The organism is Geobacter benzoatilyticus, assembly GCF_017338855.1.
Classification (GTDB): domain Bacteria; phylum Desulfobacterota; class Desulfuromonadia; order Geobacterales; family Geobacteraceae; genus Geobacter; species Geobacter benzoatilyticus.
Genome location: NZ_CP071382.1, coordinates 1984124 through 2003498, shown reverse-complemented (window position 1 = coordinate 2003498; position 19375 = coordinate 1984124). Strand labels below are relative to the sequence as shown.

Here is a 19375-nt window from a genome sequence, read left to right as displayed (position 1 = left end):
AAGTATTGATTGATACGCTCTGATTCAGATTATTGCAAATAAGGAGGGTCAAACATGTTGTGCATAGCGGTCACTATCTCAAAACCAACTACCCGCAGCACCGCATACAAAACCACCGTCCAAGTCGTCAACGGTGACGACCTCCAGCCGCGTCAGAAAGTCATGTTCAAGCCCACTGGAGCACCGCGGAAAAGACGTGGAACGGTCATAGGTCGGGACACCGCCGGCAACTGGCATATTGAAGGCGCACGGCAGGCGCACACATTCGCCCCTGAGCGGTTCACCCTCCCCCGAGAGCAGATATGGACCCCCGAAGAGCACGAGGCCCAGAAACGGCAAGCGAGGAGTACCAGGGAGGTAACGTTGGGTCATGGCCGGCAGGTGACGACCGCCGAAAGCAACCGCCGGGCGATTCGAGGATACCGCGCCCTTGGGATTACCGAAGACCAGATCATGAGCAACCCGCGGATTCTGGAAAGCGCCCGCGCCGCCCTGGCTGCCGTCGCCTCCCGCAACAACAACCTTTCCTCCGCATTCACCGTGTCCGGCGGCACTCTCCGCAACAATGACCCGGAAGCCATGACCCTCTACAGCGAATACGTGACCGCTGCCATTACCAACCTTCGGGGCCTGACGTCTACGGCGCCCAGGGAAGATCTGGAGGCCTTCCGCGCCTATCTCGCCGGCGAAGACGTCTCAAGCCGTATCGCGTACAACATCCTCCGTTCCGGCCGCACCGCTGCCATTCGCTACTTGCGCCGGCAGCACGAGGAGCAGGCGCGGGAGCAGGAATACATTACCACCGCTGAAGACGACAACCTGTCAGGGATGCGGCGCGTTGCCTCTACCGTGGCCCATTCCCCCTACCACGAGAGCGGCTTGGCGCGGAAGATCGCCATGGAACACGCCATAGAGAAGCAGCTTCACCAGGTTGCCCCCTTCGCGGCTGACCTGATCCGCCGCAAGTTCGCCCTGGGGGATTACGACCAGGAGCAGAGCAACGAGCAGATCGCCCGGGAGTTGGGAGGGACATGGAACAGGATGAAGGTAGGGACCGCCGTCAAGGATGCCTTGATGAAGTTTGCCCACACTGAAGGGGTAGAGGCGTTGCGCGGTTTCCTGAAGAACGTGAAGGACTGGACTACAACGAAAGGAGGAGACTGATGGAGAATGCCGAATTTTGTGCTCTGGTGGGGATGATGGCTGACTACCTCACCAAGCACCCGAAGGACGGAGCCGAACGCTTACGGGAGTTTCTAGGTAGCGGGGACAAGCTGCTTTCAACGGATGACGTGATGGCGTTGACGGGATGGAGCCGCGCCCATGTGGTCAGACTGTGCAAGCAAGGGTTCCTCCCCCACATTCCCAGCAATCCCCACAAGTTTCTTCGCGGACCGCTCATGCAGGCGTTACATGAGTTGCAGGTTGGCGGAGTGTACGGTCGGCAGAAGAGCAGGACCAAAAAGAAAGGAGCATGACCATGGATTGCGTTTTCAAACGGAGGGATTACCCGGAGTTGGCAGAGCGGGCAGAAGAGGCGGCCGGAGACATCCGGCGGGAGATCATGGAGCTACGGGACCAACTCACCGCAACCTTGACCCCGGATCAGCGGGCGATTTTCACTAAGCTGGACGACTTGACCGTTTCCGAGGGCGTGGCGTTGCAAGATGGAATGGCGCGGGCTTTGTGTGGTTGTCCGGAGTGCAGGGTGCTGGCGGTGGCGGCGTAGAGGAGGCCCCCTGCATCATATTGTGCAGCGGGCTTTACGTGGGTGAGAACATAGGCAAAGGCTTGATTGAGCTCTTCTGTGACCATTGCTATAATGGTTTCTGTAAGACGGTCGGCTTGCGATGCCTCCCCATCGGTTCGCGCAGGCACGAGGCCCACTGCAATGGGGTTTGCAGTGGGCGTTGCTTTTTCTGGTGTTTTTTTGTTCGGCATGATGGTCTTGTACCGTAAGATCTGCGGCAGTAGATCATCCCCGTCTTTCTGCATTACCAGAAAAGCCAAGACGGCTGGCCGTTTCCCTTTCCTGCTTTGCCGGCTTTCTCTCCGGCTTCTTGCTTTGGGGTGGATCGTCCCCCATTCTCCGCACCTGCTCTATGGCGTCCTGTACCATTTTCAGCTTCGCCGCCCGAATGTCTTTCGTGTCCACGGGCTTCCTCCTCTTGGTTTCGAGTAAAAAAGCACCGGTGCAGTGTGATGAATGTGGGGCCGCTGTCAGATCGGGATGTTTCGTCAAGGCAAGTGCTCCGAGGCCGGCGCCAAGGAGGAGGGCCGTTGTAGGAGTGCATCTCGAAACCACTGAGAAAATTTCGACTACAGAAATGGCCTGAATTAGAGGAGTCCGAATTGATTGCGAAGTTTCGCCGGGATGGATTTTGCACCAGCTACCTTAGCTTTTGCGGCATCCAGTGTAACAGGCGGAATCTCACCGAGATATACGTCGCCATCATCGCAGAAAATCCGCTCTATCTCTTGGGTAGACATTTTGAAGATATGCGAACAGTCGAGGTAAGAATCGTGCGCTAAAAACCCATAGTCAGCACATGCAAGCGGTAGTTGGAGCGCTTGCAACTCCGGGGTATTCAGACAGTTTGTGTTAATTTCAGAGTTAATATAAAGACATCCTGCAAGCGCATATTGTCCATCGTTACAGGTGGCAATTACGACTAAAATTTTAATTTTGGGAGGGTTCGTGTTGCAGACAAAAAGACGAAATACTGCGCCAGGGCGAACTTGGCGAGCACAAAAATCCTCCCGCATGTGTGCAGGGAATCTATCACCGAGTGTAGGGGCTGTCATCGATTACGAGCTACAGCAGTTTCCAGTTCAATACGTGAAGTGACATATTTGAGTAACTCAGGGGAGGCACCCGATACTTTTGCAATTTCACGTATAAGAATACGTCCATTGCGTGTCGAGCGTTCGTAAGCGTTGTCGTGGGATTTATTACGGAGTTGGGCGTAGTTGAGTCTGCCATTTTCCGCTATGGACTCATCGAGAGCCTCAATATCGGATTCCGACAATTCGTCTAAATCGGGGTCACGGCGCGGAGTTACGTAGTAATTTTGTACGCAAAAAAAGTCATCAAATTGGCCTGTTAGGTGATCGCGCACATCCTTGAGCATGTCGTAGATTTGTGACGGCACGGGGCCGTCTTTCATCGCGATATAAGTATCCCCGATAACCGGACGGCCAAACTTGGCAATATGCTTTTGATCCGCAAAATATAGAACCTTAAAAATCCGGTGCATATCGGGTTTGCGCGGAGTGCTTCCGAGCTTCTTAGCGATGTAAAGCACTGTTGCTATTGCTCTATTTTTGTCGTACGCGAACGCAAACATTGTATACAAATCTCCTCTTTTACAAATTACCACAACTATCAACTATTGTAAACGACGCTAATTTGTATCAATGTATACATATCGCAATTCTTGCAGCTCTTGAGTTAAGCCTATTGACGTGAAGCGTCTGATGATGGATACCAAACATCTTCCCGCTCTTCACCTTGGGTGAATCGGGCTTGTGAGCCTCCCGCAAGGGAGCCACCCTTGGCAACTACGATGATAAGCTAGCCAGGTGTGCCGTTTCAAAGCCTCGTGTCTGACCGGCACGGGGCTTTTGTTTTTTTGTCGCGTTCGTACCTATATCGTACCTATAAGTTGCAAGTTGCCAATATCACATAAATATTCAAGAATTTCCTCTACAAGACGGTGAAGATTTAGCCCCGACAATTTAGGCACTATTATTGCGGCATATTCAATCAGCCGATACAATATTACACATTCACCGGACATGACCGGAAAATTCAGTGACAAAATCCGTCATGCCCCGATTCTTCCATGACAAGATCTTGCAAAGCCAGCCATTTCCGCCTCGCGCGGACTGATTCTCCGGAAAAAAACCGGGAATAAGGTACTTTTATGAATCCGACCATAGAATGCCGGATGGAAAGAAGTAAACCGTACCTGTTCCTCTACTTCGATGGTCACCTCTCGGAAGATGACACCATGGAGGCTATACTTAAAATAATCTCTCTGTTCAAGGAGTGTAAGGGCAAGACCACCATGGTCTGGGAATGCACACGCATGACCGGTTACGATGAGGAGTCCAGGGAGATGTGGCAGGAATTCATGAAGGATATCAGGACCAGGCTGGAAGAGGTGCACCTCATCTCGCGAAATGTGCTGATACGGGTGGGAGGGTCGGTGGTGGGCATGTTTGCCGGCATGAAGATCACCACATGGTCAAGCATTGAGGAATTCCGGACAAAGCATTGACGGATTCCCCGCTTCACAATGCGAAAAGGCTGCAATAGCAATAGCTATGCAGCCTTTTCTCGAGACGATATCGATCCGGCACGAGCCGGAGATTCCGGTAGGCGTCAGCCTACCTCAGGTGCTACAGCAAGTTTTTCTGGACCGCTGTTTCGACCTGCGCCTCCTTTCGGATGCCTGCTCTGGTTATTTTTATCGGCAGGCACGGAGGAAACTTGAGGAATATTTCTCCTCAGCCCCGCCGCCGCAGGTATGAGGCGAATTCCTCCCGCGTCAGTTCTTTTTTCCTTACCAGATGCTCAACCTGACGGCTAAGAGCAATCTTCTCGCCTTCCTTCATGGCATCCTTTACCAGCACGAAAAAGGGGACATTCCTCACCTGCGGGTAAAGGCGGAATCGCTCCATGAGCTCAAAGGCCGACATATCGGGGAGCGTCACGGAGCAAAATGCCATGTAAATGCGCCCCGTGGTGGCCAGGGCGACCGCCTCCTTGCCGGTATAGGCGTTCACCACCTCGAAGCCGAGGGAGGTTATCGTTCTGGAAAGGGACTCCTCGCCCCGCTTCGTAACCACCATGACCTGCAGATCCCAGGTATCGGCTTCTTCCGTAAGCCCGAGCACCGCCAGTTTGGTAGCCAGGTAATCCGGCTCGATGGGAAGTGTAAAAAATCCGACTGCGGGAAAAACACTGCCCACCGTCCCTTCCTGACTGAGGAATACCGGCAGTATCGGCACGTCGCGGGTGGCCGGGTTGTTTTTTATATCGAGCAGGATTCCCCATCCGTCCTTCGAGAAGGGGGAGAGATCGAGGACGACCCCCAGGGGCCTCCCCTCCGCAAAATCATCGAGTCCGCGGCACACCACCCGATATCCGGCATACGCAAGATATTCACGCACTTTAGCCGAACGTTCCTCATCACATCCCAATCCCATAAGCCAGATTTCCGGCTGTCTCTGCATATCATCCATGGAATCCTCCGGACCTAGCGGGTAACCTGTTAATGAGTAAAATAACAGACTTTCCGTCAACCGCAAGGGGACGTGTGACAGAAAGCCCCAAAACATTGAAAACATGACAACCATGTGTTAGCGTTTCAAAGACATAACGACAGACAATTCCAGGGGGAAACGATCATGCCGAGTACAGTCTATTTCGCCGACATGCGGGCCGGGCACAAGGAAAATCTCTTCGCCAAAATCGGAAAGCTGATGATACTGGCCGGCATCAAGCAGCGAATCTCCACCGGCGATCTCGTGGCAGTGAAAGTCCATTTCGGCGAAAAGGGTAACCACACGTTCATCCGCCCCATCTTCGTCCGCCGCGTAGTGGACGAAATCAAGGGATGCGACGCCAGGCCGTTCCTGACCGATTCATCAACCCTCTACCCCGGCGAGCGGAAGGAAGCCGTTTCCGCCCTCAACTGCGCCATCGAGAACGGCTTCGCCTATGCGGTAGCCGGCGCCCCCCTCATCATGTGCGACGGCCTCAGGGGGAACTCGGCGGTCATGGTGGAAGTGAACGGCGAACTCCTCAAAAAAGTTCCCGTCGGTTCCGCCATCGCCGAAGCGGATGCCATGGTAACGGTCTCCCACTTCAAGTGCCATGAGCTGACCGGCTTCGGCGGCGCCCTCAAAAACCTCGGCATGGGATGCGCCAGCCGCGAAGGTAAGATGACCCAGCACTCAACCGTGGCGCCCAAAATCGCCGAGAAGTACTGCACAGGATGCTCCCTCTGCATCAAGGCCTGCGCCCACGACGCCATCGCCATCATCGAAGGTAAGGCGAAACTCGATCCGGCCCGCTGCGCCGGTTGCAGCCGCTGCATCACCATCTGCCCCACCACTGCCATCCAGATCCAGTGGAACGAGGCCGCCGACCTGGTCATGAAGAAAATGGTGGAATTCGCCAAGGGGGCCGTAGCGGGAAAAGAGAGCAAGTCTCTCTTCCTGAACTTCATCACCCAGGTTTCCCCCGCCTGCGACTGTTACGGCCACGCCGACGCCCCCATCGTGAACGACATCGGCATCTGCGCCTCCACCGACCCGGTGGCCCTGGACCAGGCCTGCGCCGACCTCGTCAACGAAGCAGTGGGAAACCAGAACACCGCCCTGGAAACCGGCCATGAACCGGGAGGCGATAAATTCCGCGGCGTCCACCCGGACATCGACTGGGAGGTGCAACTGGAGCACGCCGAGAAGATCGGCCTGGGGACTCGGGAGTATGAGCTGGTAAAAATCTAGTCTGGACGAAGTGGAAAAAGTGGAGCGGATCGTAGAGGGCAGGCGGAGCCGTCCCATTGCTGTAATTTTTCATTTGACACCGTCACAACGTGATAGCACTATGTATCCATAAAGTGACAGCACTACATTCAGGCGGGCATATGAAGCGGATCATCCTCGATACCAATTTTTACTCGGCCTTCAAGAAAAATGACGCTACTGCATTAGAGCTATTGAAACGCGTTGAATATATCGGCGTCAACACTGTCATTCTCGGCGAACTGCTGGCGGGCTTTCGCTGTGGCAACAGAGAGCAGCAGAATCGGCTTGAGTTGGATCAGTTTCTCGATTCTCCAAGGGTTGCCACGATTGCCATAGATGACGAAACGGCCGAATTCTATGCTCAAGTATTTTCAGAATTGCGCCAGAAAGGCCGACCCATTCCGTCAAACGATCTCTGGCTGGCTGCCTCGGCACTGCAGCACGGACTGGCCCTGGCGACCTATGACGACCATTTCAGCGCTATCAGTGGTCTGCTGTTGGCAGTAAGAGTTTAAGGAGAGCGAACAATGACTACGATGACGTTACGGGGCGTCGACGACGCCATCGCTGGGGCTTTGAAGGAAAGAGCCCGGCAGGAAGATTCCAGCGTTAATGCCGTCATGCTCAGGATTCTCAGGGAGTCATTGGGAATCGAGAAAAAGAAACGTGGTGTTGTTTATCACGATCTGGACCACCTGGCCGGCACCTGGAGCGACCAGGACGCTGCCGAGTTCGAGGGAGCCACTGCGGTCTTCGAAAAGGTGGATGCGGATATGTGGAAGTGAATGACCTTAATTGTTCCCGATAAATCGGGCTTGTGAGACTACCGCAAGGTAGCAGCCTCGACACTCGCTGACACACCGTCGGGGGACTTGGATGGGCCTCATGCTTCACAGCATGGGCTTTTGTCGTTCTTTGCGGGATTACGGCTGGAGCACGCCGAGAAGATCGGGCTGGGGATTCAGGAGTATGTGCTGGTGAAGCTTTGAGTTGAAGGCCGGTATTTATGTGGCACGACATAACTGGGTTCAGAAAACTTGGTGGTTATCGGCTGGAACTTGAATTCGAGAACGGGCGCAAAGGTGTTGTGGACCTCAAGTCCTATGCCCAGCGCAAGGGGGTGTTTTCAAGATTTGCCGACATGGACTACTTCAACGCAGTCTCTCTCAACACAGAGTTGGGCGTTCTTTGCTGGCCTGATGGCGTAGACATTGCTCCGGAAACGATCTACGAAGCGGCCATGGTTGCCGAGGAGGGGGAGCGTTACGAACCCTGACTTGGTGAGTGCGGACGGTTCTGGTATCCGACGGCCCCGAGCTGTCGGACACCGCCTCAATTTTATTCGGCACTCCTTGACATCGACGGACAAAAGCGGAATGTTACATGTAACCAACAATAGAGAAAGATCATGCAACATCTAACGGTCAAAGAACGTGTCAAGTCGCATCGAAACAGGCTTAGGGAGGCGGGTTTCAAGCCGGTCCAACTATGGGTACCGGACCCCAAAATCCCCGGCTTTGCGGCAGAGTGCCGCCGCCAGTCGCTCATAATCATGAACGATCAGGCTGAAATGGCCGATCTGGAGCAGCTGGTCGAATTGGCCGACTGGGGGGATGAATGAGGAGAGGCGACCTGGTTCTGGTGGCGACGCCGGGCGACTGCGACAAGCCGCGCCCGGCGCTGATCGTTCAGTCCGATCTTTTTTCCGAACATCCGAGTGGCACGATCTGCCTGCTGACCACACACCTCCAGCCGACCCCCCTCTTTCGCCACGAGGTTACTCCTACCGCCGACAACGGTCTGGTATCGACGTCACAAATTCAGGTGGATAAGATCATGACCGTCCCCAGAGCAAAGGTCGCTCAAGGCATCGGTCGGCTGACCGACCGGCAAATGAATGAGATAACGAAACTGCTGGCGCTCTGGATCGGTATTGCGGATTAGCACAAACTGTTTCCGATAAATCGGGCTGGTGATATCTAGGAAAGCATCCTCAAGATAACCACCAATGCCACCCGGCATGACGGTTGACCGAACAATCTCATGGGATAAAAAAACGCCCCGCCGGAATGAATCTGGCAGGGCGTTTCTGCGTCCAATGTAACCTGGCTTTAGTTCGGGCAACTGTTATGATATCGCTACAACCTCCCCGACCGGATGATGGCGAAGACCCACCAGAGGCCGATGAAGCCGGCTATTGTGTAGCCCATGAAGGCAAAGAGGGGGAATTCGAAAATCTTCGGCCCCTTGTCGGTCTGCATCACGATGGAAGAGCCGATGATGAGGGCGGCAATTATCAGGCTGAAGGAGAGGCGGTTGATGGATTTGTCGAAGTCCCTGAGAGCCTTGTCGAGCCCCCGGTGCTCCAGGTCGATCTTGAATTTGTTGCGGTTGATCCGGTTGAGCAGTTCCTTCAGGTCCCGGGGGAGATTACGGAACAGAGTCACATAGGACAATACGTGCGAACCCATTTCCCGCACGAGCTGTTCCGGCGAGTACCGGTCACGCATGGCCTTTTTCATGAACGGGCGCAGGTGTTCCACCATGTCGAAGGCGGGGTCCAGCTCCCGTCCCATCCCCTCGATGGCGACCAGCGACTTTGCCAGAAGCATCAGATCCGGCTGGAAGCGGATGTGGTACGTGGTGATAACCTCAAGGAACTCCAGGAGCATCCGCCCCACCTCGATCTCCTGGAGCGGCACCTCGTAGTAGCTGTCTATGAGTCCGGAAAGGTCCCGCCGCAAGGCTCTGGTATCGAGGGTGTCGGTAATGTCCCCGGAATAGAGGAGGATTGAAATCACCTCATCCACGTCCCGCTGGACAATGGCCAGGAGGATATCGGTCAGGTATCGCTGGAGCTGGGCGTCAAGACGCCCGACCATGCCGTAGTCCAGAAGGCAGATGACGTTATCGGGCAGAATCAGGACGTTGCCCGGATGGGGATCGCCGTGGAAAAAGCCGTGGGTGAGGACCATCTTGAGGAAGGCGTCGGCGCCCCGCCGGGCGATGAGCCTGCGATCGAGCCCCGCGGCGTCCAGTGCCGCCGTATCCGACACCTTTATCCCGTCGATGTGCTCCATCGTGAGAATCCCCTTGGCGGTCTGGTCCCAATGGACCGTGGGGAAATGGAGGGTCTGGTCGCCGGCGAAGTTCTCGGCAAATTTGCCGATGGTATGGGCCTCCCGGGAGAAGTCCATCTCACGCCGGATGGTTCGGGCGAACTCCTTCACGAGCCCAACGGGGTCGTAGATGTCGCTTCCGGGGATGTGCCGCTCGGCCAGTATTGCGAGCCCCATCACGGCGTCGATGTCGGTCTCCACCTTCCCCACAACCCCCGGGCGGCGGACCTTGATGACCACTTCCTCGCCGGAAACGAGCCGGGCCCGGTGGACCTGGGCGATGGATGCGGCGGCCAGCGGCTCCGGATCAATGAAGGAATAGCACTCGGACGGCTCCCTTCCCAGGTGCTTGCGGATCTGCTCTTCCACCGCTTCAAAGGGGAATGACGGCACCTGGTCCTGAAGTTTGGAAAACTCCAGGATGAAGCTGCGGGGTACCACGTCGGGGCGCGTGGAGAGTATCTGGCCGAGCTTCACGAAGGTGGGGCCCAGTTCCTCCAGGGCAAGGCGCATCCGCTCGGCCGGGGAGAGGAGGGCAAGCTCCGACGCCGGCCTGCGGAAGAGCTTGCGCCCCCGGGCAACGAACTGGGAGAGCCCCATGAGCTCCAGGGCATGGTCGAAGCCGTATTTAAAGAGGACCCGGATAATCTGCCGGTAGCGCCTCAGGCTCCGGATGTTGCGGTTGAGCTGGATGACGCTCAGCATTCAGTACCGGGTTCCTTGCTCGCAAGCTGCGCTTCCAGGGCATCCACACGCTTCAGCAGGCGGTCGTACTCCTCCCGGGGGACGAGGCCGAACCGCTCGATGGCCCCCTTGACCTCCTTGTCGGCCATATCGGCTACCCGCTCGCGGGCATCCTTGGCCATATTCTGGAGCTTCTCCACGAGAGCCTTCCCCTCGTCCTCACCCACCTTGTACTTTTCCTTAAGGTCAGTAACAAGCTCCTCGGCCTTCTTCTGGGAAAGTGACATAACCCCCAGGCCGGTCAGAACCGCTTTCTCGATAAGCTCGATCATGGTTGAATCCTCCTTAAAGTTCAGTCATCACACGAAATAAAGTTAGCAGGAATGCAGGAAAAGACAACCCTTGGCCCCTATACCTCCAGATCGAGATCGGGCTGATGGAGCCTCCCGTCCCGTTCGTCGAAGGGAATTGAAAGGAGACGACCACGGCTGCACCGTACCGAAAAGGATTCCAGGAACCGCGGGTTCACCCGCCGCTCCGTTGCGACGGTGGCAAGCACCACCGCTTCCGCCAGCGCCAGGGCATCGCTTTCGCGGAAAACGATGGGGACGACACGGGGAGGGACGGCGACTGAACGGCCGAAGGAAGGTGAGCGGAGCGTCAGGAGCCTTCCGGCCCGAAGAAGTGATACGGACTTTGCGGCGAATGCCGGCACAAAGACCAGTGGAGGCTTTTCCTCCCGGCCGGGAGACAGTTGCGCGACAGAGCCCGCAAGTGACAAGTACTCGCGGAGGGTGGCCACCTCCCCACCAGCCGTGGCCGCCCGGAAGGGGAACACCCAGAAGGGAAGCCGCAGCATCTCCCGCCGGCTTGCAGGGGGCGCGTCCAAATCTGGGCCGGCCGTGTGGAGCATCTCCCGCAGCACCAGTTCCTCCCCCACCAGTTCCCGCCAGGTGCCGCAGGAGCGGCAGGGGAAGATGACGTCATCGCCGCCGGCGGAAAGTGGGGAGCCGCACGCCGGACAACGGAGGGGAATGACGCGGAGATCGTGCCGGTCAGCCAAGGTCCACCTCCCCCTGCCGCTCCGCCAGGGCGAAAAACCAGGCCGCAAGGCGCTCGGGCGAAAGCCCACCGTTGGCGGCAAGCCACCCCAGGAACCCCAAGGCAAAGACCACGCCCAGCAGGTGATGGATCGTGAAGGCGAACACCAGGAGCGTCACCGTGAGCAGGGGGCGCAGAATCGTAAGCCGTGCCGCCGCCGGAAATCGCCCCGAAAGGACCCGGCCGTTCACCCCGTCTATAGTGACGGGATAAATTCTCTCCCCACGGGCAAAAGAGAGGCTCCAGACCGGGTAGGAAATGAGGGAAAGCCGCTCGCCGCACAGGGAGAGTCGCGCCGCGGAGCGGAGCACTCCCTTGCCCCCGCCATGGGCCCTGGCCTGGGCCACCGCCTCCCGCCGCACCTCGTCGGGTCCCTTAACCGGATCGAACACCGTCCCCCGCCTGGAGACAAGGGCGAAATCCATCCCCCGAAGGGGAAGGACGGCGCCGGCCACGGCAATCCCCCGCAGGCCGAAGCGCGACACATCACAGGCGGGAGAGCTGTAATCCACCGCCATCATGACACTCTCGGTCGTACACTGGCTGGGGCCCCGCACCTCCCGCACCGTCTTCATTCCGTTCTCGTCATATTCTTCCTCGCGCGTCACCGTTTCCCGCTCGCTCCAGAGCCAGCCGGCGGCATGTCCCCGCAACCGCCAGAAGGGGAGAAAGCAGAGCTCACCCCCTTCGAACCGGAGCCGCTCCACCACCCGCGGGTCGCCGCCGGCTTCGGCCACGGCCCGGCGGGCATTGGCCCGGGCCTGGGGCAGGTCGGTCCGCTCCTCGATCCAGAAGCGGGCAATTCCCGCCTCCCCGGAAAGGGCGAGGGAAGTGCCGCAGGATGGGCATCGGGCGTTGCGGTCCCCCTCCCGGAAGGAAAAGGGGCTCGCACACTGGGGACAGGAGATGGTGATGGTCTGCTGTTCCGCCATTCAGCCCTCCCGCCGCAGAAAGGCAAACAGGGAAAGATAGGAAACGCCGAAGATAACGGCAAAGGCAACGGCCCGGTGGAGATGGTTCCTCATCGACAGCCCCACGATGACGAGAAGCAGAGCATAGGCGGAAATCAGTGCCACATGTCTGAAGGGAAGCGTAACTGCCCGCCGGGGAGGAGAATCCAGGAGGTACACCCGGCGGTCCGTCGCCGAGACCACGGCCCGGCACTGGCTGCCGCCGGCCCGGAAGGAGAGGAGATAAAGGGGGAGGTGAACGAGGGACAGGGAGCCCGACTCTTTCCCGGCACCCTCCCCCAGGGCTTCGGCGGCGGTGATATCGGGAGGGGTGAAATCGCTCCCCTCGGGCACGAAAAGGAGATCGCCCCCCGGCAGAACGAGGGAGGACTCCCCTAGCCAGGGATGCCGCCGGGCGGGAACGAGGCGTCGGCCACCGTCCGGACGGGAAAGCCAGAACGGCGCCACGAGATAGTCGCAGCTCTCCTGCTCCACCGATGAATCGGCCCCCTCAACCTCCAGGGTCGAAACGAGGGCGCTCCATGCCAGCCGGTCGTCGCGCCCGTGGGCCAGGTGGTATTCGGCAATCCCCACCCCCGCTTCCGCAACGAATGAGGAGGTGCAGAAGGGGCAGTGGAGGAAGCGGGTTTCGGTGCGGGCCTCGACCGGCGCACCGCATTGGGGACAGGAGATGGTCACCGGCTACCCCCCGGCGGGCCGTCCGCATCCGGGGCAGAACCGGGCATCCCCCGGCAACTCCTTGCCGCAGCCTGCGCAGAAGCCGGTCCCCGCGGCGGCTCCGCACTGGTGGCAGAATTTTGCCCCGGCCACCAGAGGTGTCGCGCAGCGGGGGCAGGCGCCACCGGTTGGCGCCGGAGCCGCTTTCGCCCCCCCTCCCCCCATGGCGCCCGCCACCATGCCGGGAAGGATCATGCCGAGACCGGCACCGAGACCGAGTCCCATCCCCTGGGCCGCCTCCCCTCCACCTTCGGCCGAGGCCGCCTTCTCAATGCTCTGGGCCGCCTTGAACTTGAGGTATCGGTCCACATCACCGGCCGCCTCCATGGAGCTCCGCTCGTCGATGACCTTCTGGACCTCCGGCGGGGGCGTGACCGAGTTCACGTACAACTCGGCCAGTTCGATGCCGAAGCCGCCGAAATCCTTGGCAAGTCGCCCCTTGAGGGCTGCGGCCGTTTCGTCATAACGGGCCGGGAGGTCCAGAACCGTGTCGGTGGTTTCCCCCAGATAGTCGTTGAGCCGCGCCACGATGATATCCCGGAAAAACTCCTCCAGCTCGGCGCTCGTGTAGAGGCCTCTGGTCCCCACCAGGGCATTCACCAGAAGCTCCGGGTCCACAACCTTGAGAGTGTAAGAACCGAAGGCCCGCAGGCGCACCATGCCGAAACGGCTGTCCCGGAAGGGGACCGGCTCCTTGGTTCCCCACCGCAGGTCCGTGAAGGTATGCATCCCCACAAAGCAGACTTCGCAGCGGAAGGGGGAGGTGAATCCCCAGGGGAGCGCCAGGATCTTCGTCAGAACCGGGAGGTTGGCGCTGGTGAGGGTATGGCGGCCGGGACCGAAGCAGTCGGCGGCCTTGCCGTCCTTGAAGAAGACTGCTCGCTGGCTCTCCCGCACCACCAACTGGGCGCCGAACTTGATCTCCGCCGACCCCTGGGAAGGAATGCGGCGCACCATCTCCCGGCCGCTGTCGTCGAACCACTCGATAACTTCGAGAAAGACCGCATTCATCTCATTAATCGCCACGGGAACCTCCGGAAATGTTCTTGGTCAAGGGACTGCTTTGCTTTTCGACCGACAGGGACAAAACTTGAGAAATTTTAACAGAAAAGAGATTACTTTCTCAGGAGCCAGAGGATGAGGGAGAGAATCACCGAAACGAGGATGCTCGTGGCAAGGGGGAAATAGAAGGTGAAGTTGTCGCGCTTCACGTAGATGTCGCCGGGGAGCCGGCCGAGCCAGGGGATCTTGCCGGCGAAGGTAAGGACAACCCCCAGGGCGGCGATGATGAGCCCGAAGACGATGAGCGATTTGCCGAGCCCCGGCATCACTTCGCACCCTCCCGCGGATGGTACCGCTCCTTCTCGCTGTAAATGCAGCCGCAGTACTGCTGCCGGTAGAGCCCCAGCTCCTTGGAGAGGCGAATCCCCTCCTGCCACCCCCGCCGGTAGTCGTCGTAATAAAAGGATACGCTGTGGCGCTCGGCGGCCCGCTCGGCACAGTCGCGGATGGCATCGTGCTTCTGATAGCGGCTGTAGAGGAGCGTCGAGGAGAAGGCGTCGAAGCCCCCCGCGGCGGCGGCAGCCGCAACGGCATCCAGCCGCGAGAAGTAGCAGTAGTAACAGCGTTCATCAGGGTTCTGGGCCACGGCGGCCAGGAATTCCTCCAACCGGTACTCGTCGCGCCAGATCATATCGAGCCCCACCTTCTCCGCATAATCCCCCGCCGTGTCCCGGCGGCGGACGTACTCCTGGTAGGGATGGATATTATGGTTGAACCAGTAGCCGGTCACCGCCGCGCCCCGATCCCGGAGCTGGGCCACCGGATAGGCGGCGCACGGCCCGCAACAGATGTGGAGGAGAATTTTCATGCCTGAACCCTTGAGAATGACTGGTTTTTGAATGTACTCCGGCAATAGTACATCAAGTTACGCCGATGGCTCAAGCACTCATCTCAGGGACTACGCATGGGGACATCGAGAAGGGTCGCGGAAGACGCAAAAAAAGGGGGGCGAAGTATCGCCCCCCTCGTACCGGCAAACCGGCAGATGTTCCGCTTATTTTTTCGCCTTTCTCCGTCCATAGAGCCCAAGGCCCAGCAGTCCGGCACCCAGAAGCACAACAGTGGCCGGCTCGGGAACAGGCGGCGGCGGGGGGGTCACCGCGATAGCGCCGGTAAGGAATATTTCCTCGAACCCGTCGGTCAGGTTAGCCATATCGAAATGGGTAACGAAAATGAGGTCCCGATCGAACAGGCTCAGGTCCATCGTTGGGGCATAGGCAATGAAATCGGCTTTACCGCTGCCCAGGTTATGGTTCACCGTCCCGTAATCATAACCGGACGCACCAACCAGCGGGCCGATTTCCCCTGCCGCCAGCGCGGGGAAATCGGGGTCGTAATTGCCGTCACCGGCTTGCGGATTGCTGTCCAGCGCCCACGTATGCACGCGATTGCCGTTGGCATCGAGCAGATAGACCTCGCCGCCGAAGAAGAGGGAAGCTTCTTTGCCTATCTGGTTCAGATCCATGTAAAATACCGGGATACTGTTCAGGGGGTTGAACGCATGGAGATAATCGAGAACCTGGCCCACAGTAACCGGTCCGTTCACGTTATCGGGAATACCGTCATTTTTCTGATCGTTCTGTCCCCACCATCCGGAAACAAAGTTTGCGCCACCCGCCGGAGTAGGAGTCGGATTTTCGAAATTGAAGGTGCCGCCGGGGCCGGTTCCCAGGTTATCGGCACCGTTAGCACCGGTATACAGAATCAGGTCAAGGCCGCCGGTGCCAGTGGCGAAACCGAAATCGCCATAGGTCGAGATTGGCAGATACTGAGGTTGTTTATCCTGGATCGTGCGAAGGATCTGGTTGGAGTATGACCAGAAGTCATCGTACATGATGGCGGTCTGGATACCGTCCACAAAGCCGGGAGGCGTGGGAAGAGTTACCGCCGCCGCCGGTGAAGCATAGATCCCCGCGGCACTAAGGATAAGAGCGGATGCCGTAATTAATTTTTTCATTTTCATGATAGACCCCCTTCACGGCGTAATTCTTCGTATTTACCCCTCTATTCAGCAAAAAACACGCCAGAAACAACCACTTGATATCACTTGGCATTTTAACGACACATCGGGAACCCTCCACAAAATGTAAATTTAGCCGACGTTTTCCTCCACGAAAGTTTACAAAAAGGTTTCAGATCAAAAAAAATTGTTAACAATCGGGCTGGAGCAGATGAAAAAATCAATGGGGAAAAGGGCTAAAAGCCGCGGGAGCCTTACAGCACCAGCGCCTCACGGGTCAGGCGGACGGAAACTTTCCGCTTGGCGGCCAGTGCATAGCGGCTGATGGCATCGAGAGCCTCGATGAGGGAGGGTACGTCGCGACGGACGTGGAGCAGAAGATAGTCGATGACGTCGGAGGGGAGGACGATCTGCCTGTCGCCGGCAAGTTTCTTCATTATGAGGCGGCGGGAGTCGTCGTCGGAAATGTCGACACGGGCAACCAGCCCCCAGAGGAGGCGTGAGATAAGGTGGCCGTCAAGGGTGGGAAGTTCTTTTGGGGGGTAGAAACCGGTAATGGCAATGGGACGACCGGCCTGGTAGAAATCGTTGAACAGCTGCCAGAGCTCGACCCGCACGGACTGCTGGTCGGGGATGAGATGGATGTCGTCCACGAGAAGCGCCGGCGCATCCCGAAAACACTCGGCCAGTTTCGACACCGCCTCAGCCGGATATTCTCCGCCGTAGACCTCATCAACATCCTTGAAGGAGATGCAGGGAACCGACGAAAGTCCCACGCGCTCGCTGAACCGGGCGCCAACCGCCATGAGGAGGTGGGTCTTTCCGGAGCCGGATGGGCCATGGAGGTATAGAAGGTTCTCCGGCTCCCCCTCGTCCGTAAGGCGCTCGGCAAAACGGTAAGCGGTTTCATTGCCGGAGCAGACGACGAAATTGTCGAAGGAGTACTTTGGATTTACAGGAAAGTCGAAGACAAGCTGCATGGTAATGCTCTAAAAAAGGGTGCCTTGGGCTGACGGCGGCGCAATGCGGCCGAAGTGCTCAAAGGCGGTCCTGGTAGCCACGCGCCCCCTGGGAGTGCGGTTGATGAAACCGTGCTGGATGAGGAACGGCTCGTAGACATCCTCGATGGTGTCCCGCTCCTCGCCGATGGCCGCGGCAATGGTGTCGAGTCCCACGGGTCCGCCGCCGAACTTGTCGATGATGGCCAGCATTATGGTCCGGTCCATCTGGTCAAACCCCTTCTCGTCGATCTCCAGGAGTTTCAGGGAATCATCCACCACACTGGCGGTGATTACTCCGTCGGCCCGCACCTGGGCGAAGTCACGCACCCGGCGCAGCAGCCGGTTGGCGATGCGGGGGGTGCCGCGGCTCCGGCGCGCCAGCTCCCGGGCACCCTCCGGCTCGATGCCGATATCCAGAATCCGGGCCGAGCGGGTGACGATGGTGGTGAGCTCGTCGTCGGTGTAGAACTCCAGCCGGGAAATGACCCCGAAGCGGTCCCGCAGGGGCGAAGAGAGGAGCCCCGCCCTGGTGGTGGCCCCCACGAGGGTGAATTTCGGGAGGTCCAGCTTGATGGTGCGGGCACTGGGCCCCTGGCCGATGATGATGTCGAGCTGGTAATCCTCCATGGCGGGGTAGAGGATTTCCTCCACCACGTGTGAAAGGCGGTGAATCTCGTCGATGAAGAGTACGTCGTGGGGTTCCAGGTTGGTGAGAATCGCCGCCAGGTCGCCGGGGCGCTCGATGACCGGCCCTGAAGTCGACTTGATGTTCACCCCCATCTCACAGGCGATGATGTTGGCGAGGGTCGTCTTTCCCAGGCCGGGGGGGCCGTAGAGGAGGACATGATCCAGGGCTTCGTTCCGCTTCCGGGCGGCGTCGATGAATACCCGCAGGTTACCCTTGGCCTTTTCCTGGCCGATGTAGTCGTCCAGGGCCCGGGGGCGCAGGGACGATTCGATCATGTCGTCTTCAGTTATGTCAGGAGTCACGAGTCGGGTCATAACGGTCTGTCTTTAGGGTCAATTCGACCGCAAGGGCAATTCATGAATTGCCCCTGCATCGTCATTTCATCAGTATCTTCAACGCCTGCCGAAGGACCGCCTCGGTGGAGGCGCCGGGCTCGATGGTCATCTCGGCCAGCACCTTCCGCACCACAGCTTCCTTGTAGCCGAGGTTCACCAGGGCCGAGGCAACGTCGTCGGCCACCTCGGGGGCAGATTCGACGGGAGCCGACTCCTTTGCCGACGGCGCCACATCCATCTTGCGCACCTTCTCCTTCAGCTCCAGCACGAGCCGTTCGGCGGTCTTTTTCCCGATTCCCGGGATGGCCGACAGCCGGGCAAGGTTTCCCTGCACGATCGCGGCAGCCAGTTCGTCCGGCTGGATATTGGAGAGAATATCCCGCCCCATCTTGGGGCCTATGCCGGACACGGAGATGAGAAGCTGGAAGAACTCCTTCTCAACCACGGTCCGGAACCCGAAGAGGCTTATGGCGTCCTCCTTCACGTGGGTGTGAATGGAAAGGGAAACGGTATTTCCCTCATCGGGGAGCTCATAGTAAGTGGAAAAGGGGATCTGTACCCGGTAGCCGACGCCGTTCACATCAATAATGATGGCGTCGGGGGTTTTGTGGGCGAGCCTGCCGGTGAGAAGTGCGATCATCTGGCGCTCCGGAGGATGTTTTTCATGCCGGCCGAGTTTGCATGGCAAACCGCCACGGCCAGGGCATCGGAGGCATCGGCCTGGGCAATTTCAGGGAGATTCAGGAGGGATTTGACCATCTGCTGCACCTGCTCCTTCCGCGCATGACCGTACCCCACGACCGCCTGCTTCACCTGCATGGCGGTGTACTCGCTTACCGGGAGCCCCGCGTTTACCCCGGCCACGATGGCCGCCCCCCGAGCCTGGCCCAGTTTAAGGGCGCTTTGGGCATTGTGGGCCAGGAATACCTGCTCAATGGCCATTGCATCGGGGCGATACTCTTCGATAACCCCGCAGAGACCTTCGAATATCCGGTGGAGACGTGATGCAAAATCCTTGTGGTCGCCAGTATAGATGGCGCCGTTATCCACATGAACCAACCGGTTGCCCACCTTCTCGATGATGCCGTAGCCGGTAATGCGCGAACCGGGGTCGATGCCTAGAACTCTCATGGGGAAGCATTCTGCCACAGAGGGGACGGAGAGCACAGAGAAAAAAACGCGGAAGGAAAGACC

The 19375-nt window shown here is 58.4% G+C and carries 27 protein-coding genes; 10 read left to right on the top strand and 17 right to left on the bottom strand.

The window, feature by feature from the left end; genetic code table 11:
- Nucleotides 1-54: 54 nt before the first annotated feature.
- From JZM60_RS09480 to JZM60_RS09470, 3 genes are read left to right on the top strand one after another with little or no spacing between them, the layout of a single operon-like run.
- On the top strand, nt 55-1164 hold the full coding sequence (locus JZM60_RS09480) for a hypothetical protein (RefSeq protein WP_207162059.1): 1110 nt from the start codon (nt 55-57) through the stop codon (nt 1162-1164).
- Nucleotides 1164-1478 carry a MerR family transcriptional regulator gene (locus JZM60_RS09475; RefSeq protein WP_207162057.1) on the top strand — a complete coding sequence of 105 codons (315 nt, stop codon included), beginning with the start codon at nt 1164-1166 and terminating at the stop codon, nt 1476-1478. Before JZM60_RS09480 ends, JZM60_RS09475 begins: the two co-directional genes overlap by 1 nt.
- Before the next feature lie 2 nt (nt 1479-1480).
- Complete coding sequence (locus tag JZM60_RS09470) at nt 1481-1729, top strand: hypothetical protein (RefSeq protein ID WP_207162056.1); 249 nt, start codon at nt 1481-1483, stop codon at nt 1727-1729.
- 246 nt (nt 1730-1975) lie between these two features.
- On the opposite strand, the gene JZM60_RS09465 is transcribed toward JZM60_RS09470, so the two are convergent.
- The 3 genes from JZM60_RS09465 to JZM60_RS09455 form a co-directional block, all read right to left on the bottom strand.
- Nucleotides 1976-2155: a hypothetical protein gene (locus tag JZM60_RS09465; protein WP_207162055.1), complete on the bottom strand. Its 180-nt coding sequence runs from the start codon at nt 2153-2155 to the stop codon at nt 1976-1978.
- A 182-nt stretch (nt 2156-2337) separates the two neighbouring features.
- Nucleotides 2338-2766, bottom strand: coding sequence for a hypothetical protein (locus JZM60_RS09460; RefSeq protein WP_207162054.1), 429 nt, complete (start codon nt 2764-2766; stop codon nt 2338-2340).
- Between the two features lie 35 nt (nt 2767-2801).
- Entirely contained in the window at nt 2802-3347 is a 546-nt protein-coding gene (locus JZM60_RS09455) for a Panacea domain-containing protein (protein ID WP_207162053.1), read from the bottom strand.
- A gap of 603 nt (nt 3348-3950) precedes the next feature.
- Here JZM60_RS09455 and JZM60_RS09450 point away from each other — a divergent pair.
- Entirely contained in the window at nt 3951-4283 is a 333-nt protein-coding gene (locus tag JZM60_RS09450) for a hypothetical protein (RefSeq protein WP_207162052.1), read from the top strand.
- Between the two features lie 229 nt (nt 4284-4512).
- Here the strand turns inward: JZM60_RS09450 and JZM60_RS09445 are convergent, their stop codons facing one another.
- Nucleotides 4513-5250 (bottom strand): response regulator, encoded by a 738-nt coding sequence (locus tag JZM60_RS09445; RefSeq protein ID WP_207162051.1) that lies wholly within the window; start codon nt 5248-5250, stop codon nt 4513-4515.
- A 165-nt stretch (nt 5251-5415) separates the two neighbouring features.
- On the opposite strand from JZM60_RS09445, the gene JZM60_RS09440 reads away from it, so the two are divergent.
- From JZM60_RS09440 to JZM60_RS09415, 6 genes are all read left to right on the top strand, one after another.
- Nucleotides 5416-6522: a DUF362 domain-containing protein gene (locus tag JZM60_RS09440; protein WP_207162050.1), complete on the top strand. Its 1107-nt coding sequence runs from the start codon at nt 5416-5418 to the stop codon at nt 6520-6522.
- Nucleotides 6523-6662: 140 nt separating this feature from the next.
- Nucleotides 6663-7058: a type II toxin-antitoxin system VapC family toxin gene (locus JZM60_RS09435; RefSeq protein ID WP_207162048.1), complete on the top strand. Its 396-nt coding sequence runs from the start codon at nt 6663-6665 to the stop codon at nt 7056-7058.
- A 12-nt stretch (nt 7059-7070) separates the two neighbouring features.
- A complete protein-coding gene (locus JZM60_RS09430; protein WP_207162046.1) occupies nt 7071-7328 on the top strand; it encodes a FitA-like ribbon-helix-helix domain-containing protein in 258 nt (85 codons plus the stop codon).
- A gap of 221 nt (nt 7329-7549) precedes the next feature.
- A complete protein-coding gene (locus JZM60_RS09425) occupies nt 7550-7819 on the top strand; it encodes a DUF2442 domain-containing protein (RefSeq protein WP_207162044.1) in 270 nt (89 codons plus the stop codon).
- A 132-nt stretch (nt 7820-7951) separates the two neighbouring features.
- Nucleotides 7952-8164 carry an antitoxin MazE family protein gene (locus tag JZM60_RS09420; protein WP_207162043.1) on the top strand — a complete coding sequence of 71 codons (213 nt, stop codon included), beginning with the start codon at nt 7952-7954 and terminating at the stop codon, nt 8162-8164.
- Nucleotides 8161-8487 carry a type II toxin-antitoxin system PemK/MazF family toxin gene (locus JZM60_RS09415; protein ID WP_207162042.1) on the top strand — a complete coding sequence of 109 codons (327 nt, stop codon included), beginning with the start codon at nt 8161-8163 and terminating at the stop codon, nt 8485-8487. Before JZM60_RS09420 ends, JZM60_RS09415 begins: the two co-directional genes overlap by 4 nt.
- 194 nt (nt 8488-8681) lie before the next feature.
- Here JZM60_RS09415 and JZM60_RS09410 read toward each other — a convergent pair whose 3' ends face one another.
- The 13 genes from JZM60_RS09410 to ruvC form a co-directional block, all read right to left on the bottom strand.
- The gene (locus JZM60_RS09410) at nt 8682-10367 is read right to left on the bottom strand and encodes an ABC1 kinase family protein (RefSeq protein WP_207162041.1); all 1686 of its coding nucleotides are present in this window, start codon (nt 10365-10367) and stop codon (nt 8682-8684) included.
- Nucleotides 10361-10678, bottom strand: a complete 318-nt coding sequence (locus JZM60_RS09405; protein WP_207162040.1) for a phasin family protein — start codon at nt 10676-10678, stop codon at nt 10361-10363. The genes JZM60_RS09410 and JZM60_RS09405 overlap by 7 nt, the downstream gene beginning before the upstream one ends.
- Before the next feature lie 77 nt (nt 10679-10755).
- Nucleotides 10756-11409, bottom strand: a complete 654-nt coding sequence (locus JZM60_RS09400) for a zinc ribbon domain-containing protein (RefSeq protein WP_207162039.1) — start codon at nt 11407-11409, stop codon at nt 10756-10758.
- Nucleotides 11402-12379: a zinc ribbon domain-containing protein gene (locus tag JZM60_RS09395; protein ID WP_207162038.1), complete on the bottom strand. Its 978-nt coding sequence runs from the start codon at nt 12377-12379 to the stop codon at nt 11402-11404. The genes JZM60_RS09400 and JZM60_RS09395 overlap by 8 nt, the downstream gene beginning before the upstream one ends.
- Nucleotides 12380-13096, bottom strand: coding sequence for a TFIIB-type zinc ribbon-containing protein (locus JZM60_RS09390; RefSeq protein ID WP_207162037.1), 717 nt, complete (start codon nt 13094-13096; stop codon nt 12380-12382).
- 3 nt (nt 13097-13099) lie between these two features.
- The gene (locus JZM60_RS09385; RefSeq protein WP_207162035.1) at nt 13100-14161 is read right to left on the bottom strand and encodes an SPFH domain-containing protein; all 1062 of its coding nucleotides are present in this window, start codon (nt 14159-14161) and stop codon (nt 13100-13102) included.
- Nucleotides 14162-14250: 89 nt separating this feature from the next.
- Nucleotides 14251-14463 carry a DUF2905 domain-containing protein gene (locus tag JZM60_RS09380; protein WP_207162034.1) on the bottom strand — a complete coding sequence of 71 codons (213 nt, stop codon included), beginning with the start codon at nt 14461-14463 and terminating at the stop codon, nt 14251-14253.
- Complete coding sequence (locus JZM60_RS09375; protein WP_207162033.1) at nt 14463-15005, bottom strand: epoxyqueuosine reductase QueH; 543 nt, start codon at nt 15003-15005, stop codon at nt 14463-14465. Before JZM60_RS09375 ends, JZM60_RS09380 begins: the two co-directional genes overlap by 1 nt.
- A 186-nt stretch (nt 15006-15191) precedes the next feature.
- The gene (locus JZM60_RS16765; protein ID WP_241426206.1) at nt 15192-16160 is read right to left on the bottom strand and encodes a PEP-CTERM sorting domain-containing protein; all 969 of its coding nucleotides are present in this window, start codon (nt 16158-16160) and stop codon (nt 15192-15194) included.
- A gap of 251 nt (nt 16161-16411) precedes the next feature.
- Complete coding sequence (locus JZM60_RS09365; RefSeq protein WP_207162032.1) at nt 16412-17137, bottom strand: DnaA/Hda family protein; 726 nt, start codon at nt 17135-17137, stop codon at nt 16412-16414.
- 9 nt (nt 17138-17146) lie between these two features.
- Entirely contained in the window at nt 17147-18160 is a 1014-nt protein-coding gene (gene ruvB / locus JZM60_RS09360) for a Holliday junction branch migration DNA helicase RuvB (protein ID WP_207162031.1), read from the bottom strand.
- Nucleotides 18161-18221: 61 nt separating this feature from the next.
- Complete coding sequence (gene ruvA / locus JZM60_RS09355; RefSeq protein WP_207162030.1) at nt 18222-18821, bottom strand: Holliday junction branch migration protein RuvA; 600 nt, start codon at nt 18819-18821, stop codon at nt 18222-18224.
- Nucleotides 18818-19312 carry a crossover junction endodeoxyribonuclease RuvC gene (ruvC, locus tag JZM60_RS09350; protein WP_207162029.1) on the bottom strand — a complete coding sequence of 165 codons (495 nt, stop codon included), beginning with the start codon at nt 19310-19312 and terminating at the stop codon, nt 18818-18820. The genes ruvA and ruvC overlap by 4 nt, the downstream gene beginning before the upstream one ends.
- Nucleotides 19313-19375 lie beyond the last annotated feature (63 nt).